The organism is Mesorhizobium sp. LNHC252B00, from assembly GCF_000502955.1.
In the GTDB taxonomy this organism is placed as follows: Bacteria; Pseudomonadota; Alphaproteobacteria; order Rhizobiales; family Rhizobiaceae; genus Mesorhizobium.
Map to the genome: position 1 here is coordinate 70488 of NZ_AYWO01000019.1, position 16666 is coordinate 87153.

A 16666-nucleotide genomic window follows, 5' to 3' on the forward strand; every position below is an offset into this window, starting at 1 on the left:
TCTAAACTCCCTGGGCAGGATACCGGACCCGATCCCACCGAACTCCCTGGCGCGGTCGCAGGATTGCAAGCCGACAACCCGGCTCCGCGGGCCGGACGGCAAAAGCATGGGGCGCATTTTCAAATCCGGAGGAGCCCGCCGCTCGCGCGCCGGACCCCCACCCTTTACCGGTCACGCATGCGCGTGCGGATGACGGAAGTCCCAGACGGCCCAACCTGATACGGCAACCACCAGCACGCCGAGAACGACGTGGGTGGCCATCGCGTGGCTGTTCGCCATGAAGCCGAGCAGCCAGGGCGAAACGATCAGCCAGACCCCGAGAACGACACTAACCCATTCCTCCCACTCGGCGAACGCGGCAAGCGCCGCCAACGCCATGACGCCCAGCACGACGCCAACAATCCAGGCGTTCCATGCGGGAGCGGTCGCAGCAGCGAAGCCGATTATCCAAGGTGAGATGAACAGGCAGATGGCAAGGACCAGATTGAGCCAGTCCTGGCCCTTCTTTCCTTCCATGAGCGTAATAGCCATGACAACCTCCACAGATGAAGCTTGACCAAAGCGTAAAATTCGCGTGCAAATGCACGCTTAGTTATTGATGTAACTACGCTTCACACGGCCTTCAAGGCCCGGCGCCAATCCACTCCCGAACGGATCATCGCGCCGCATGCCTTGCCAGTGCGTGCTCGATCAGCACGTCGATGGTCTGGCTGTAGCCGATGCCTGATGCCGCCAGCGCCTTGGCATACATGGAGATGTCGGTGAAGCCTGGAATGGTGTTGACCTCGTTGACCAGCAGGCTGCCGTCCGCGCGCAGGAAGAAGTCGACGCGCGCCATCGCCTCGCAGCCGAGCGCCTGAAAGGCCTGTCGCGCCATCTCCCTCGCTCTTTCGGCGACCGCGGCCGGGACATCGGTGGGCACCTTGACCACCGCGCCGTCGGCATCGAGATATTTGGCTTCATAGGTGTAGAAGCCATGCTTGCCGGCAGGAATGATCTCGCCGGGCAGCGACACCGTCAGCGTGCCGTCGGCCCGCTCCAGCACCGAGAACTCGATCTCGCGGCCTTCGACGAACTCCTCCACCAAAACCTTGCTGTCATGCCGGAAAGCCGCCTCGACGGCCGTGGTGAAGCCGGAGCTGTCGATCGCTTTGCTGACCCCGAAGGACGAGCCCTGGCGCGCCGGCTTGACGAACACCGGCAGGCCGAGCTTCGCCGAGACATCCTCGAAGGTCACGTGCTCACCCCGCCGCAAGGTCAGCGAGCGGGCAACGGCCAGTCCCGCCTCGCGCATCAGCCGCTTGGCGACATCCTTGTCCATGGCCGCGGCCGAGGCGAGGATGCCGCAGCCGACATAGGCGACATCGGCGACTTCGGAATAACCCTGTACCGAGCCGTCCTCGCCGAATGGCCCGTGCAGTACGGGGAACACAACGTCGACCGGGGCCAGGTCAGATTGGATTCCATCACGCGACACCGCGACCAGCCTGCCCTTGCCGCCGGGCAGCAGGGCGACCTCGATGCCGTCCTCGGATGCCGGCGCCCCTGCCCCGTCGCCGGCAGCCAACTGTTGCAGCAGCCAACTGCCGCTGCGGGAAATGGCGATCGGCACGATGTCGTAGCGCATCCGGTCGATCGCCTTCAGCACATTGGCCGCCGACAGGCGCGATACGTCATGCTCGGCCGAACGCCCGCCATAGAGGATGGCAACCCTTGTCTTAGCGGTCATGGACGTTCCTCAATTCTCAAACGATCAAATTTCGACTGAAATGTCGCGATTGGCGAAAAAGCGGTCGAACTCGGCTGGCGCCAACACTGCGTTTGCCTGTGTGGCGCTGGTATGGCCGGACGGATTGTGGAAGCGGAAACCCTTGGCGGAAGCCGCCGTGACCAGCACCAGATGGCCGCCCTTCGACGGCGGCTCGCGCTCCGGCCAGCGGATCCAACTGCTGACCGACGCGATGAAGAAGCGAGACCGATCGAGAATTGCCGGCATTTCCGCTGTCGCGACATTGGTCATCACTTCGGCCCGCAGGCCGAAGACCTCCTGCACGAAGCTGACGAAGGGCGCGTAGATCAGCCCCTTGATCGACCTCTCGGTGACGACATAGCCGCCATATCCGGTGCACCGCCTGGCAAGCTCGATCGTCGGCATGATCTCGCCGCGGCTTGCCAGGATCATCTTCAGGCAGGCCATGCCGCAGATATTGGCGGCCCAGACCGCGTATTCGTCAAGCGTTTCCGCTCCCGACCCCTGCCACAGGGGATCGCGCCTAAGCGCGATTTCGGCGCCCTCAGCGAGTACGTCCAGGGTCATGTCGGGCGTTTCCCACTGGCTGAAAAACGGCACGGTTTCAGGCAGTGGACTCATGCGGTCTCCCCGGGCGGTTCGGCCCATGTCGTCTACGAGGATACGAGATGGATGAATAGCTCCAACGTCGTCATCCCCGGGCGAAGCGAACGCAAGCGACCCGTCAAAACGTGCAGAGGTAGTGAGCGGCGCCGCTTACTCGGTCTTCGCCCAGCCGAAAACCAGCCAGGCGTATTTCGATTTTTCGTCCGGTTCGGCGGTGTAAGTCATCTGCATGTCGCCGTCCTTGGCCGCCGGCCCAGCACCAATCGGGTGAGAAACCGAAGCGCCGTAGGACCGGCTGAATATCAGCACGCTTTTAGCTAGAAGGTTATCTTCACCGAAGCGGCACTGCGCGTGTGCGGGCCGTGGTGGACGGCCTCGATGTTGTTGCCGTCCGGGTCAAGCAGGAAGGCGGCGTAATAGCCGGGATGATAGGGCCGCTCACCCGGCGCGCCATTGTCCTTGCCGCCGCCGGCGAGCCCGGCCTTGTAGAAGGCCTCGACCATGGCATGATCCTTTGCCTGGAAGGCAAGATGATGGCGGCCGGTGAGTTTGCCCAACGCCGCCGGGCTGTCGGCGCTCGAGATGAACAACTCGTCGGCCCAGAAATAACCGTCGCCAACACCACCGATCGGGATGTCGAGCACCTGCAGGACAGCTTCGTAGAAACGCCGGCTGGCTGGGAGATCCCTGACCACCAGTTGGATATGGTCGATGAGCCGGCCGCGATGCAATTCCTGGGTTTCCATGCAAATTCCTCCTCGCAGGGCACGAATCTAGGTTCGGACGGCGCCGCGTCAACGCGGATGCAAATCCGGCCGATCGTCCCGACCCATCCTTCAAACAAAGAGCCCGCCGGGAGGGGAATCCGACGGGCCTTTGGAAAGCCGATATAGAAGCTTTCAGGTGTCTGCGGGGGTCAGACAATGATGAGAACTCCATTTTGCAACAGAAGTTCCACCGGGACGAAAAAAGGTCGCCAGCGAGTTATCATCACGAGCCGGACGATGCGTCAGGCGGTTAAAATCGGTTCAGCCTGGAACCTTTTGTCCGGAGCCAGGTTTTGTGGCGCGGCTGGAGGAACTGGAATTGGATGGTTTTCAACGGCTCGAAGCGCTCGTCGACAGGGCTGGTGCCGACGATGTCGGAGAAGCAAACGCTTTGCTGCGTCGGTTCAAGGGCAGGACGGACGAGATCGATACCGCGATCGACGAATTCATACTGGATTTCATGACGCTGGTCTTCGTCGTCGAGACCGGCGAGGAAGGCTTTGAAAAACCGGTCCGCGAGCTGGCCGGCACCAGGCTTTCGAAGCTCAAGCACCTGGTCAATGTGCCGGCATAGGAGCCACGCGAGATCCGGCGCGGAAGCCTATTCCTTCAGGATGGCCGCCAGCCGCGGGACGCCCTCGGTCACCGCGCGCCGGTCGGCGAGCGTGAACGACAGCCGCAGCGTGTTGCGCCCGGTGCCGTCGGCATGAAAGGCACTGCCAGGCACGAAGGCGACGCGCGCCTCTTTCACCGCCCGCGCCAGCAGCGCGGTGGCGTCGGACCCTTCCGGCAGCGTCACCCAGACGAACATGCCGCCTTCCGGGCGGTTCCAGCTCACGCCGTCGGGCATGTGGGCTTCCAGTGCCGCGAGGAGGCCATCGCGGCGCTCGCGATAGGCGCCGATGAGTTTTTCGACCTGAGCGTCGAACGCCGTCTCGGCGACGCGGTGCATCACCACCTGGTTGATCGATGGGCTGTGCAGATCGGAGGCCTGCTTTATCAGCACCAGCTTCTCGACGATATGGCGCGGCGCGCACACCCAGCCGACGCGCATGCCCGGCGACAGGATCTTCGAGAACGAGCCGCAATAGAGCGTGCGCGCCTTGTCGATGCCGCCGGATCGGGCGCAGTCGAGCGCCAGGATCGGCGGCACGCCTTCGCCGTCATAGCGCAGTGCGCGATAGGCGGCATCCTCGATGACGGCGATGTCGAGTTCGCCGGCAAGGTCGAGCACCGCTTCGCGCTGCCTTCGGTCCAGCGAGTTGCCGGTCGGGTTGGCGAAATCCGGCACCAGGTAGGCGAACTTGACCTTGCCCCCATTCGGGGCAGCCGCCGCTCGATAGGCATCGGGCGTCATGTTGCCGCCGGCCGGGGTCAGCCGGTCGTAGCGCGGCTCATAGGCGTTGAACGCCTGCAGCGCGCCGAGATAGGTCGGCCAGGTCACCAGCGCGGTATCGCCCGGCGACAGGAACAGTTTGCCGAGATAGTCCAGCGCCTGCTGCGAGCCGGAGGTGATGAAGATGTTGGCCTCATCGCAGGCAACACCGAGCTTGCCCATCTGCCCGGCCAGCCAGCGCCGCAACGGCAGATAGCCTTCCGAGACCTGGTACTGCAGCGCCGTCCCCGCCTCCGCGCCGCCAAGCACATCGGCATAGGCATCGCGGATCGCTTCGGCCGGAAACAGCGCCGGATCGGGAATGCCGCCGGCAAACGAGATGATGTCGGGCTGGTCGAGCAGCTTCAGGAGTTCGCGGATTTCGGACGCTTTCATGCGCGACGAGCGCGAAGCCAACAGGTTCATAAGGGTCAAGTCACGCCTCCCGCGACAATTCTATTTAGGTCAACCTAGCTGACCTATATCTGCTTTATCGGGCGATTTGAATAGAGCCTGAAAGCCTTCCGCTATACGCCAGTCACCGCCGGGGCGACGGACTGGGTGAGGTGATGCTACAGCAAGCCCGGTGAGCCAACGAGAACCGCCTCATTCCTGCGCACCCCCCTCTGTCCCGCCGACATCGAACTGTGGAGCCCCTCAATCCCCGTCCGCGGGCTTGGCCTTGCCGCACTGCGCCAGCACCTTGGCAATGGCGGCGCTCGAGCCCTTCAGCGCAAAACTGCTCTCGCCATATTTGGCGGCACTGACCGACACATCGCCTTTCCCGCGCATCAGGTCCAGCAACGGGTCGGCCCGAGCCAGGTCCGCCACAAAGTAGTTGTACATGGCCTCCAGCTGCAGCGTTTTCGTCACCGCCTTGCCGTCGGTCTTGAACTCGAATGAACCGCTGATGCCTGGCTCCAACTGCTGACCGGTGTCGCCCAGATCATAGCTCAGCACCGGCGTTTCGAAACAGGTTAGCATCAGATGCGCATCGCCTTTCGGCCCGCCACAGACCGAGGCGGTCAGCACGCTGCCGCCCTCGTCCTCCTCCATCCTGGCAGCCCAGCCACTGCACGACGCGGCAAACCCCGGCTGCGCGGCCTGCAAGACCGCAATCGCAACGGCAATGATGAGATATCTCATGACTTTCCCCTCCGGCATTTGCAGCCGCACCTGTCGGCATCCTATAGGAAAAGCTCGTCCGGTGGCATTGCCTGTCGCGGCGACCGGTTTTGCTTCTCGCGGAGAGCGGTGTTGAGAGTTTTTGTCCGTCTGGGTCTGTCGATCACCGCGCTTGTAGCCTTGCCGCTCGCCGCCCATGCCGATTGGAAGCCGGTCGAGAAAGTCGAGACATACGCCATATCAGGCCAGTCCGGGCCGGAGCTCTATCGCTCGATCGGCGAAAACGGCCCCAAGCTCGGCATCACCCGCGCCATCGCCCACACCAATTTCAAGCTGACCTGGACCCGGGATTATCAAGCACGGGCCGGCGCCTGCGTGCTGGCCACAGCGCGGCCGAAACTCATCATCACCTACACCTTGCCAAGCCCCTCGGCGCCGCTGCCGTCGGCGATCCAGAAGAACTGGGAGGTGTTCATCGCCGGCGTCAGCGCGCACGAGAAGGTGCATGGCGCCGAGATCGTCGACATGGTGCGCAAGATCGAGGTGGCGACCGTGGGACTCAGTATTGCCGACGATCCCAAATGCAGCAAGATCCGCACCGAAATGACCAAGCGCCTGTCCGACCTGTCACAGGCGCAGCGGCAGGCGAGCCGCGATTTCGACCGCGTCGAACTCGGCCAGGGCGGCAATTTGCAAAAGCTTATCCTCGCGCTGCTGAATGGCGGCTGACGACATCGTCGCCTTGCTCGGCATCCTGACTGACGCCGACCAGCAGGAGTGCCTGCGGATTGAATCCCTGGCCTAGCTAGCTCCGCCAAGCCGCCAGATCGGCCAGGATCTGCGCCTTCAGCGAAGCGTCGGCGTAGCTCGCGTGCACCGACGTTTTGGCGAGCTGGCGGATGGTTTCATCGTCCCAGGCGAAGGCCTCGGCGCAGGCGGCATAGGATGCTTCGAGGGTGGTATCGAGCAGTGTCGGATCATCGGTGTTGATCGACACAAGGACGCCGGCCTTGCGCAGAGCGTCGAGCGGATGTTCGGCAAGTGAGGGATACACGCCGAGCGCCACGTTGGAGATCGGACAGACGCCTAAGGGAATCTGCCTCCGTGCCAGCAAGTCGACAAGCCCGGGGTCCTCGATCGCCCGCACGCCGTGGTCGATGCGGTCGGCGCCCAGCAGTTCGATCGCGTCGCGAACACCTTCCGGGCCGCTCGACTCGCCCGCATGAACGGTGCGCCGCAGGCCCGCCGCGCCAGCACGGCGAAACGCTTCGGCGAAGCGCGGCCCGGTGCGCCCGGCAGCCGCCTCGTTCCCGTCGATCGACAAGGCGACGACGCGCTTGTGCCTGATTTCGCTCAACAATTCGACGAGTTCGATCGCTTCCGCCGCCGACTGGGTACGAAGCAGGCTTACGCACAGTCCGACCGGCGGGNGCCCGTCCTGTTCTGCGGCCGAGAAACCCGCGTCGAATGCATCGATCATACCGGGGATATTCCTATGCCAATGCGGCCAGTGCGTAGGGTTGACGATGACGTCTGCATAACGCACGCCGCTTCGACCCATGCGCTGTGCAAACTTGTAGGCCGTGGTGGCGAGTTGCTCGCGCGTCCGGAACGTCCCGCACAACCAGTCGAGCATTTCGAGGAAGCTCCTGAGATCATGGGCTTCGAAGAGCCTGTCGCGCGGCGCGCGCAGCGGAATGCCGGCTTCCTCGCAATTCCTGATTACATCATCGGCCTCGAAGCAGCCCTCGACGTGGATGTGCACTTCGGCTTTCGGCAGCCCGATATAGTCGGTCAATGACGCCTCCCCTATTTCAAGCGTCATCAGATCATGAAACGGCCGGTCCCCATTTCAAGAAATGATTGAAAGAATTGCGCGCGGCGCGCCGGATTGACGGCGCTTCTCGGAGCAAGCCTACCGCGTATCCGCGCTCGCCCTCAGCTCCGCACGCTTCTCGTCCGAGATGACAGCCAGATCCAGCACCTTCTGCAATTCGGCCGCATGGTGGAATGATGGTTCGGCCTGTACGCCGGTTCGCACCGCATCGGCGAAACGCTGGTAATTGGTCGGCACCGTGCCGGCGTCGAGCTCTACCCATTTGGCGTTGTCGATATTGTCGCCGGCGCAGAGCTTGAGTGAAGAGCCATCGAGATTGTGCACCACCTCGATGCCGCCTCTCTCGCCATAGATGCGCAGGCGGAGCTCGTTGAGATGGCCGGTCGCCCAGCGGCTGGCATGCACCACGCCGAAGGCACCGTTGGAAAAATCCAGCGTCATGGCGAAGCTGTCATTGGCGTCGAGCCCGTAGTCGCCGATGCGGTTGCCAGGTGCCTTGTCGAAGCTACGCAGCCGGCAGAAGACATGGTCGATGTCGAGCGCCGCGCCATAGCTGGCGAAATCCAGGATGTGGATGCCGACATCGCCGAGTACGCCATTCGAGCCGTGGCCGCGCGACAGGCGCCAGAGCCATTTCGGATCGGTGCGCCAGTCGCCCCAGAATTTCGACACCAGCCAGCTTTGCAGATAGGACGCCTCGACATGCCTGACCGTGCCGATTTCGCCCGCCTGCACCATCTGGCGGGCCTTCTGCAGCGCCGCGACATTGCGATAGGTCAGGTTCACCATGTTGATGATGCCGGCCGCCTTGGCGGCCTCGGCCATCTCGGTGGCCCTGCCGAAGTTGTCAGCCAGCGGCTTTTCGCACAGCACCGGCTTTCCGGCGGCGATCAGCGCCATGGTGGTCGGGTGATGGATGCGGTCCGGCGTGACGTTGGCCACCGCGTCGAACTCACCCCATGCCAGCGCCGCCTCAAGCGAGGTGAAGCGGTTTGGAATGTTGAAACTGTCGGCGAATTCGCCGACGCGCGCAGGATCGACATCGACGGCGCCGACGATGTCGACGCCCTCGATAGCGCTGAAGCGGCGCGCATGTTCCTGCGCCATCCAGCCGGTGCCGAGTATCAAAAGCCGCATTTATTGCTCCTTGGAGATATCGGAATCCCCCGTCCGATCGACGCCCTCAAATAGCGCGGATGATACCGCCGTCGACCCGGATGTTCTGGCCGGTGATGTAGCCGGCGCCTTCGGACGCCAGGAAGGCGATGGTCGCGGCGATCTCTTCGGAAGTTCCATAGCGCTGCATCGGCACGCTGTCACGACGCTCCTCGGTGGCCGGCAGGCTGTCGATCCAGCCGGGCAGCACGTTGTTCATGCGCACATTGTCCGCGGCGTAGGTGTTGGCGAAGATCTTGGTGTAGGCGGCAAGACCGGCGCGGAACACGGCGGAAGTCGGGAACATCGGGCTCGGCTCGACCACCCAGGCCGTCGAGATGTTGATGATGGCGCCGCCCTTCTGCTTGACCATCTGCGGCGCCACGATGCGCACCGGCCGGATGACGTTCAGGAGATAGACGTCCATGCCGGTGTGCCACTGCTCGTCCGTGATCTCGAGGATCGGCGCACGCGGTCCGTGGCCGCCGCTGTTGACCAGCACGTCGATGCGGCCATAGCGGTCCAGCGTCAGGTCGACCAGGCGCTGCAGATCGTCGTTCGACTGGTTGGAGCCGGTGACGCCGAGCCCACCAAGCTCCTTGGCAAGCGCCTCGCCCTTGCCCGAGGAGGACAGGATGGCGATCTTGAAACCGTCCGTAGCCAGCCGCTTCGCCGCCGCTGCACCCATGCCGCTGCCGCCGGCCACGACCACGGCAACTTTCTCTACACTCATTGGATTTTCCTCTCAGGATTGGCGGGCGCGAAGCTTGGCAGTTCGCGGTGTATAGCCGGTTTCATCAGGCAGTTCGAACCAGAAAGGCTGAACCAATATGCAGAAAAACGCGAGCTCGCTGCGACTTCAGGGATCGACAGGCAGCAAGGCGTCGGGCTTCACATTGGCAATCGAGGCATAGGTGTGCGTTTCCCGGACACCGGGCAGCGGCAGGATTACCCGCTGCAGGAAATCCTGGAACACTGCCATGTCGGCGATGCGCGCCTTGACCAGATAGTCGAAACCGCCGACGACCATATGGCACTCGATGATCTCGGGCGCCCGCAGAACAGCCTCCGCGAAGCGGTCGAAGACATGCGGCGCCGTGTGGTCGAGCCGCACCTCGATGAAGACGAGCTGTGCCCGTCCGATCCGGGCCGGGTCGAGAACGGCCCGCACTGCGCGGATGAACCCTTCGGCGAACAGCCGCTTGACACGCTGCGCCGCCCCGGTCGGCGACAGGCCGACCCGCCGCGCCAGATCGAGCGTCGTGCGGCGGCCATCCTCCTGCAGCAAACGCAGCAGCGCGCGGTCGATACGGTCGAGGTCTTCCATTTCGGGATTCACGCCTTTGAGCCAGAAGAAGCGTGATAGTCACGCCAAAATTGCGAAAACAGCATATTTCATCACGCTCCCGGATCGCAATACCGTTGTCGTGCAACAGACAACGAAAGCGGATCCCATGACATCAGCGGTATCAACCTCCTGCAGCGCCCAGACTAAAGGCGACACGCCCGTGCTCATCCTGAGCGAGGCCGAGGTGAAAACCTGCATCGACCTGCGCCAGCTTCTCGACGCGCTCGCCGGCGGCTTCAAGGCGCTGTCTGGCGGCAAGGTCGTCAGTCCGGCGCGGCCGCAGCTCGATATTCCGCAGGCCGGCTATTCGCTGGCCATGCCAGCCTGGACGGCGGGCATGCATCTGACGGTGAAGATCGTCAACGTCTTCGAGGGCAACATCGCCAGAGGCATCCCCAGCCACCTCGCCACCATCCATCTGTTCGATCCGGATACCGGCATGCCGGTCTGTGTCATGGACGGCACTTATATCACCGCCGTGCGCACCTCCGGATCGGCCGTGCTCTCGGTGCGCGAACTCGCCCGCCGCGACGCCAGGGTCGCAACGGTGGTCGGCGCCGGAGTACAGGCCGGCCAGCACTTGCATCTTCTGCCACTGGCGCGCGACTTCACCGAGATCCGCGTCGTCTCGAAGGAGTTTTCGGATGCGCAGGCGCTCGCCGCCCAGCATCCCGGCGTCGTCGCCATCAACGATGTCGAGGCTGCGGTGCGCTCGTCCGATGTCGTCTGCCTGGCAACGCATTCCTACGAACCGGTGATCTCAGCCGACTGGGTACGGCCCGGCACGCATATCTCGTCGGTAGGCGTTGCCCCGCCCGGGGGCGAACTGCCGGTCGAGCTTATCGGCAGGGCCAGCCTGTTCGTCGAGACCAGGGAGGCCTTTGCCCCGACGCCGGTCGGCTCTTGCGAACTCGCTGGCCTCGATCCGCAAACCGGAACCGAGCTCGGTGAAATGCTGCTCGGGCTGCGGCCGGGGCGGGTCAGCGCCGACCAGGTCACCGTCTACAAGGCCATGGGCGTCGCCATGGAGGACATGGTTGCGGCCGACCTCGCCTATCGCGAGGCGGTTCGGCGGGGAATGGGGCGGGTTGTTGCGCTGTAGTGGAGCCGCTTGATTGTTGAAGCCAGCGCCGCCCCTCATTGCCCTGCCAGACATTTCTCCCCGTAGAACGGGGAGAAAGAAGCTCTTCGCCGCCCTTCTTCGCCGAGATGATGTTCGAGCACCGCGTGCCGGCAAGTTTCCCCGGCACCCGCATGCGCGAGACGGGCGCCGGCATGTTCCAGAGCGCCTACGCCGACCGCGCCTTCCACGGCCACCAGGGCAGCATCCCGTGGTCGACAAGGCGATCCGCATCATTCTGGGGTAAGCATCAAGGCCGCACTTGCCGCGCCGGATCGGACAGGCCGGGCACCATCTGGCTCAGCACGCGGTCGCGAAGGAAGAAATGATGGAAGATCGCCGCAGCGGCGTGCAGGCCGGCGAGCCAAAGGATGATGTCGCCAAGCGTACCATGGATTTCCGCCAGCGAAGCGCCCCAACTTCCGGGAAACGGGCCGATCGCTCCCAAGCCGTAGACCGTCACCGGGTGACCGCCGAACCAGGCGCCGAGCATCGCGGTCGCCGGAACCGCCAACAGCAGCGCGTACAGCGCCCAATGCGTTGCCTTCGAAGCGACCTCCATCCAGGCGGGCATCGGCGGGGGCTCGGGAATGCGATCGAACGGTCGCCAGATCAGGCGAATGACCAGCAGCCAGAAAACGGCGAAGCCAAGCGACTCGTGCAGCAGGAGCGTCGAGGCCCTCGCCGCTGAATAGACCCGCTCCGGCGGACCACCTGCCGAGACCAGGAAGGCGATGAGCACGAGCAGAGCCGTCAGCCAGTGCAATGCCTGGGCGAGGCCTCCGTAGCGGACTGTCGTACCGAACAGCGACATGCGAGAGCTCCGAAACACATGGACACGTCCTCCCGCACCCGTCCCTGAACGTGCCTTCGTTTCGCTTGTTCCTCAAGTGCGTTTGATGGATTTGCCGATGTTTTCCGTGCCGCCCGTCTGCCCTGCCGGGTATCTCGCCTACAAGGGAGGAGATTGGCAGCGTCTCCGGTAGCACACTCTCCTCTGCAACTTTCGCCGGCATTTGAATAAAAGCCGCCTGTGGATATTTACCCTCCGTTCCGCCAGGCCCGGCAAGATGGACATTAGGGCGGGATCATGGAGGGAACCATTGACCAGCGATTTTTCAGCCGCCCGCATCCACCTCGAACGTGCCTATCACTATCTGCAAGGCAATGACGAGACGAGCCGCGCTGCCTGTGACGCCCTGGATCTGTTGATCGAAGCGGTGGCGGAAGCACAGCACAGGCGACCCGAGGCTGGCGTGCTGGAGTTTCCGCGATCGACGGCGCGGCACACCGGCTGAGATGTGTCGCGTTTCAGGTGAGGCCGGGCTCACCTGAAATGCGACACGCCAGGATCAGGATGCCTTTCGGGCCATCGATGGCTCGGTCGCGCGCGAAACAATCGCCTCCAGCGGCTCCGGCCGGTGCAGCAGGAACCCTTGGCCGAACGCAACGCCCATATCGCTGAGCATGGTCAGCGTATCCTGCTTTTCGATCTTCTCGGCGACCACGTCGCAGCCGATGCTGCGGGCGATGCTGGTGATGGCCAGCACGATTTCGCGGTCGAAGCGGCTTTGCGTGATGTGCTCGATGAAGGAGCCGTCGATCTTGATCGTGTCGACGGGGAAGCGCCTGAGATATTCGAACGAACTCATGCCGGCGCCGAAATCGTCCAGGCTGACCCGGCAGTGCCGCTCGCGCGCCTTGCGCACGAATTGTTCGGCGGCGTCGAAATTGGTGACGGCGGCGGTTTCCGTGATCTCGAAGCCGATGCCCGAATGCGGCGCCCCGGTCTCTTCGATGACGTTGTCGACGAACGCCCACAGCTGCGGATCGCTCAACGTCTGCGCCGACAGGTTGAAGCCGAGCGTCAGCGCGCCCGAGCGCAAGGCGGCACCATGCCGCGACAGCGCGGTGCGGATGATCCAGCGGTCGAGCCGCGAGGCGATGCCGAAGCGTTCGGCCACCGGAATGAACTCGCAGGGCGGCACCAGCCGGCCGTTGCGTGCGACGAGCCTTGCCAACACTTCGACATGGCGGCTTTCCTGCCAGGGCCGGCCCAGCCGATGGATTTCCTGGCCGAACAGTTTCAGTCGTCCGTCTTCCATGGCATCGACGGTGTCGGCGGCGATGCGCGCGGCATTCAGCCCGCCCGAGCCCGCTTCCACTGTCGCCGAAAACACCGCGAAACGGTTGCGTCCGGCGGCTTTGGCCGCGTAGCAGGCGTCGTCGGCGCATGCGAGCGCGTCGGCGATCGTGGTGTTGGCATTATCGATAAAGGCGATTCCGATCGAGGCCGCCAGCTTGCGCGTCGAGGCGGCCAGGCCGAGATCGGCCTCGCGCACGGCGCCGAGCACGCCAGTGGCGATCCGCTCGGCCTGTGCGGCATCGCAATGCGGCACCAGCAGCGCGAATTCGTCGCCGCCCAGCCGCGCCGCGTGTGCTGCCGGCGGCAGGCAGCCCCGAATGCCGGCGGCAACGCTCTTCAGGGCCAGGTCGCCGGCGGCGTGGCCGGCAAAGTCGTTGAGCGCCTTGAAGTAGTCGAGATCGACATAGAACACCGCCAGCGGCGCACCCGCCGCGATATGGTCGGCGAGCTGCCGGTCGAAGGCGGAGCGGTTCCACAGGCCGGTCAGCGCGTCGTGGCGGGCGGCATAGGCGAGTTCCTGCTCGCGCAGCTTGTCCTCTGTGATATCGCGCACCGTGCCGAGGATTTGGCCGGCAGCACCCGCACCGGTGATGAAGCGCACCAGCGATTCAACATGCCGGACTTCGCCGTCCCGCCGGATGATGCGGTATTGCGAGGCGGTGACGCCGTCCGAGCCGCGCGACGGCAGGTGAGCCTGCTCGGTGGCCTCCTTGTCGTCGGGATGCAGATAGCTGTGCCAGAGGTCGGCCGTTACCTCGTCGGTGTCGGCAACGAGGCCGAATATGTCCCTGGTGCGGGCGTCCCAATAGCTCCTGTTGGTGGCGATGTCGTAATGCCAGATGCCGGTGCCGCTGGCGGCGAGCGCCAGGCGGAAGCGCACATTGACCTGTTCGAGCTCGGCTTCGGCCGCCTTCTGCTTGGTGATGTCGGTCTGCACGCCCATCAGCCTGAGTGGTTTTCCGGACGCGTCGCGCTCGACGATGCCGCCGCGATCGAGCACCCACACCCAGTGGCCCTGCTTGTGCTTCAGCCGCAGCTCGGTCTCGATGGCGTTGGTCTNGCCGCGATCGAGCACCCACACCCAGTGGCCCTGCTTGTGCTTCAGCCGCAGCTCGGTCTCGATGGCGTTGGTCTGTCCCGCAATGTGGCGGTCGCCGCTGGCCAGCGCCCGCTCGCGATCGTCGGGGTGGGTCAGTTGCAGCCACAGGTCGCTGCTGCTGGCAAGCTCGCTCTCGTCATAGCCAAGCATCCGCGCCCAGGTCGCGGAATAGAAGCAGTCGCCGGTGCGAAGATCCCAGTCCCAGACGCCAAGTTGGGCGCGCTCCAGGGCCCTGGCCCAGAACGTTCCGTTGCGACTCTTCTTGTCCTGACCAACCATCATCTGTTTCGCTCATCCCCGCCACGGACCAATCTGCGGCAAAACCAGAGAAGAAAGCGTTACCTTGGCTGAGGCAGGCGGTTGCGCCTCCTCACCTGCCATCTCTTGCCCTTTCGATTGGCCGGCAAGAACCGGAGTTTCGCGTCGGGCGGATCGTCCTAGTGATCGCCCCAGGTCGTCGGCCAATCCGACGATCGCGTTGCAGAGACAAAGAGGACCTCCCAATGACCAGCCAAGAAGACAACAAGGCCGTCGTCGTCAGATGGTTCACCGATTTCTGGGGTGAAACCTGTGACCTGTCCGTCGTCGACGACATCGCCGCGCCCGACATGCTGTTGAAATATTCGCTGCACGAGCCGCGCCGCGGCCGCGACGACATCAAGGCCTTCATGACCGACTTCCGCGCCGCCTTCCCGGACCTCAACTTTTGGGCCACGGCCGACCTGATTGCCGAGGGGGACTATGTCGTCGGCCAGTGGGAAGGCGGCGGCACGCACACCGGCCCGGCCTTCAGCGATTTCCTCGTCGGTTCGCTGCCCGCCGCCACCGGCCGCACCATGCGCTTCACCGGCATCACCGTGCTGAAGGTGGTCGACGGCAGGATCGTCGAGGAGATCGGCCTCGATGACGGCGTCGCCGCCCTTACCCAGCTCGGCCTTATCAAGGCCGCCTGATCGAACCGCCCGATTGGAAAGCGGCCATCGCCGCCCAGGCGATGGTCCTCTCTCGATCGTGATCGAAGCTTGACGAGAAGCAGCCTGCAACCGTTGAAAGCAGCGCGGCAGCGACGATGCGTAGCGTTGCCGGCGCAACATCTTTGTCAATGAATCGTTGCCAACAAATTGTGAATTATAATCATCTAATGTAGAACTGTCTACTTGAATGCGCGTGTAACCAGATGGTAATACTTGATCTGCGAAATACTCCATAACAGTCTTTCGGGCAGCTGGCGGGATGTCCTTCGATGAATGCGCACACCGGGCAGCACGGCGATAATCGCCGCTTGGCTGCCATCGTTGACCTGGACATCGCGACAACCAGGAGGAGAGGCTGGCTGCTGACCGCGCTGTGTCTCATCTATGCCGTGACCGCTTTTTGTCTGCAGCCGGATCGCTACCTGCATCTGGCGCTATCCTATGCCGAGCCGTTCGCCTTTTTCCTGCCAGCACTCCTGGCTGCCGGCCTTGGCGTGGCGGCGCTGGCATTTGCCCGACATGCTCCGACAAGGTTCATCCTCGACACGCTCGGACAGCGCTGGCCGACAGCCGCATCCGTGATCCTTTTGTTCTTTCTCGGCATCACCGCCTTCACCACCTTGAAGGTCGCCATTCCCGACATCGTGCCGTTCTACGCCGACCGCATCTTGGCGGAGCTGGACTTTCAGTTGCATGGCACCGATCCCTGGGCATGGGCGCACAGCGTCGTTTCCGAACCGGTCTCGGTCGTTATTTTCGCTGGCTATGGGTATGGCTGGCTCGTGCAATGGTTCGGTGCCGTGCTCTTCGTCGCCTTCTGGAACGAACCGGCCAGGCGGTTGCGCTATCTATGGGCGTTCGCGCTGACAACGATCCTGTGCGGCACCGTTCTGGCGACCCTGCTGTCGTCAACCGGCCCGATATTCCACGACCAGTTCTACGGCGGTGACCGGTTTGCCGGGCTGCAAACCGCCCTGGCGCAGAATGGCTACGGCGCATCGGTCCATGTCTATGCCAACTATCTGCTTGCCGCCTACCAAAGTGGCCGCCCGGAACTTGGCGGCGGCATCTCCGCCATGCCAAGCATGCACGTCGCCATCGCCACCCTGAACGCGTTTTTCCTGGCAGGCTTCGGTCGTCGGTGGGCCATCGCAGGCTGGGCTTTTGCCGCGTTCATCCTGTTCGGCTCGGTTTACACCGGCTGGCACTATGCCGTGGATGGCTATGTCTCGATCCTTGTGGTGTCCCTGCTCTGGTACGCGACGGGACGCTTCGTCCTGCCGCAAGCGAGCCGGGATGCCATCGAGGTGGGACTGGCGCTTCCGGATCAAGCGTCATAGCGATCTATCTATCCGACGCCACCA

At 63.7% G+C, this 16666-nt stretch carries 19 protein-coding genes; 6 read left to right on the forward strand and 13 right to left on the reverse strand.

From position 1 onward, the window contains the following. Positions 1–171 precede the first annotated feature (171 nt). The 5 genes from X744_RS148780 to X744_RS148765 form a co-directional block, all read right to left on the reverse strand. On the reverse strand, positions 172–531 hold the full coding sequence (locus X744_RS148780; protein WP_023761050.1) for an SPW repeat protein: 360 nt from the start codon (positions 529–531) through the stop codon (positions 172–174). Positions 532–655: 124 nt separating this feature from the next. Further along, positions 656–1729 carry a D-alanine--D-alanine ligase family protein gene (locus tag X744_RS148775; RefSeq protein ID WP_023761051.1) on the reverse strand — a complete coding sequence of 358 codons (1074 nt, stop codon included), beginning with the start codon at positions 1727–1729 and terminating at the stop codon, positions 656–658. Positions 1730–1753: 24 nt separating this feature from the next. Then, complete coding sequence (locus X744_RS148770; protein WP_031260709.1) at positions 1754–2371, reverse strand: C39 family peptidase; 618 nt, start codon at positions 2369–2371, stop codon at positions 1754–1756. A gap of 135 nt (positions 2372–2506) precedes the next feature. After that, positions 2507–2665, reverse strand: coding sequence for a hypothetical protein (locus tag X744_RS1000000173945; RefSeq protein ID WP_023761053.1), 159 nt, complete (start codon positions 2663–2665; stop codon positions 2507–2509). A gap of 8 nt (positions 2666–2673) precedes the next feature. Then, on the reverse strand, positions 2674–3102 hold the full coding sequence (locus tag X744_RS148765; protein WP_023761054.1) for a VOC family protein: 429 nt from the start codon (positions 3100–3102) through the stop codon (positions 2674–2676). A 340-nt stretch (positions 3103–3442) separates the two neighbouring features. Between X744_RS148765 and X744_RS148760 the strand changes: the two genes are divergently transcribed. Then, positions 3443–3697: a hypothetical protein gene (locus X744_RS148760; RefSeq protein ID WP_245266798.1), complete on the forward strand. Its 255-nt coding sequence runs from the start codon at positions 3443–3445 to the stop codon at positions 3695–3697. 27 nt (positions 3698–3724) lie between these two features. Here the strand turns inward: X744_RS148760 and X744_RS148755 are convergent, their stop codons facing one another. Then, on the reverse strand, positions 3725–4924 hold the full coding sequence (locus X744_RS148755) for a PLP-dependent aminotransferase family protein (protein ID WP_031260710.1): 1200 nt from the start codon (positions 4922–4924) through the stop codon (positions 3725–3727). 231 nt (positions 4925–5155) lie between these two features. After that, positions 5156–5674: a hypothetical protein gene (locus X744_RS148750; RefSeq protein WP_245266799.1), complete on the reverse strand. Its 519-nt coding sequence runs from the start codon at positions 5672–5674 to the stop codon at positions 5156–5158. A gap of 81 nt (positions 5675–5755) precedes the next feature. Between X744_RS148750 and X744_RS148745 the strand changes: the two genes are divergently transcribed. After that, positions 5756–6352 carry a DUF922 domain-containing Zn-dependent protease gene (locus tag X744_RS148745; protein ID WP_023761058.1) on the forward strand — a complete coding sequence of 199 codons (597 nt, stop codon included), beginning with the start codon at positions 5756–5758 and terminating at the stop codon, positions 6350–6352. 76 nt (positions 6353–6428) lie between these two features. On the opposite strand, the gene add is transcribed toward X744_RS148745, so the two are convergent. The 4 genes from add to X744_RS148725 all read right to left on the reverse strand — a co-directional run bounded on the left by add (position 6429) and on the right by X744_RS148725 (position 9942). Next, entirely contained in the window at positions 6429–7421 is a 993-nt protein-coding gene (gene add, locus X744_RS148740) for an adenosine deaminase (protein WP_032907865.1), read from the reverse strand. A 117-nt stretch (positions 7422–7538) separates the two neighbouring features. Next, complete coding sequence (locus X744_RS148735; RefSeq protein ID WP_023761060.1) at positions 7539–8597, reverse strand: Gfo/Idh/MocA family oxidoreductase; 1059 nt, start codon at positions 8595–8597, stop codon at positions 7539–7541. Positions 8598–8643: 46 nt separating this feature from the next. Continuing rightward, positions 8644–9348, reverse strand: a complete 705-nt coding sequence (locus X744_RS148730; protein ID WP_023761061.1) for an SDR family oxidoreductase — start codon at positions 9346–9348, stop codon at positions 8644–8646. A gap of 126 nt (positions 9349–9474) precedes the next feature. Further along, the gene (locus X744_RS148725) at positions 9475–9942 is read right to left on the reverse strand and encodes an Lrp/AsnC ligand binding domain-containing protein (protein ID WP_023761062.1); all 468 of its coding nucleotides are present in this window, start codon (positions 9940–9942) and stop codon (positions 9475–9477) included. A gap of 181 nt (positions 9943–10123) precedes the next feature. Between X744_RS148725 and X744_RS148720 the strand changes: the two genes are divergently transcribed. Next, complete coding sequence (locus tag X744_RS148720; RefSeq protein ID WP_023761063.1) at positions 10124–11065, forward strand: ornithine cyclodeaminase family protein; 942 nt, start codon at positions 10124–10126, stop codon at positions 11063–11065. Between the two features lie 268 nt (positions 11066–11333). Here the strand turns inward: X744_RS148720 and X744_RS148715 are convergent, their stop codons facing one another. Beyond that, positions 11334–11897, reverse strand: coding sequence for a cytochrome b (locus X744_RS148715; protein ID WP_023761064.1), 564 nt, complete (start codon positions 11895–11897; stop codon positions 11334–11336). A gap of 289 nt (positions 11898–12186) precedes the next feature. On the opposite strand from X744_RS148715, the gene X744_RS148710 reads away from it, so the two are divergent. Beyond that, entirely contained in the window at positions 12187–12381 is a 195-nt protein-coding gene (locus X744_RS148710) for a hypothetical protein (RefSeq protein WP_023761065.1), read from the forward strand. A 54-nt stretch (positions 12382–12435) separates the two neighbouring features. On the opposite strand, the gene X744_RS148705 is transcribed toward X744_RS148710, so the two are convergent. Next, positions 12436–14607, reverse strand: a complete 2172-nt coding sequence (locus tag X744_RS148705) for an EAL domain-containing protein (RefSeq protein WP_023761066.1) — start codon at positions 14605–14607, stop codon at positions 12436–12438. A gap of 224 nt (positions 14608–14831) precedes the next feature. On the opposite strand from X744_RS148705, the gene X744_RS148700 reads away from it, so the two are divergent. Beyond that, the gene (locus tag X744_RS148700; RefSeq protein ID WP_023761067.1) at positions 14832–15281 is read left to right on the forward strand and encodes an ester cyclase; all 450 of its coding nucleotides are present in this window, start codon (positions 14832–14834) and stop codon (positions 15279–15281) included. A gap of 290 nt (positions 15282–15571) precedes the next feature. After that, a complete protein-coding gene (locus X744_RS148695; RefSeq protein ID WP_023761068.1) occupies positions 15572–16642 on the forward strand; it encodes a phosphatase PAP2 family protein in 1071 nt (356 codons plus the stop codon). Positions 16643–16666 lie beyond the last annotated feature (24 nt).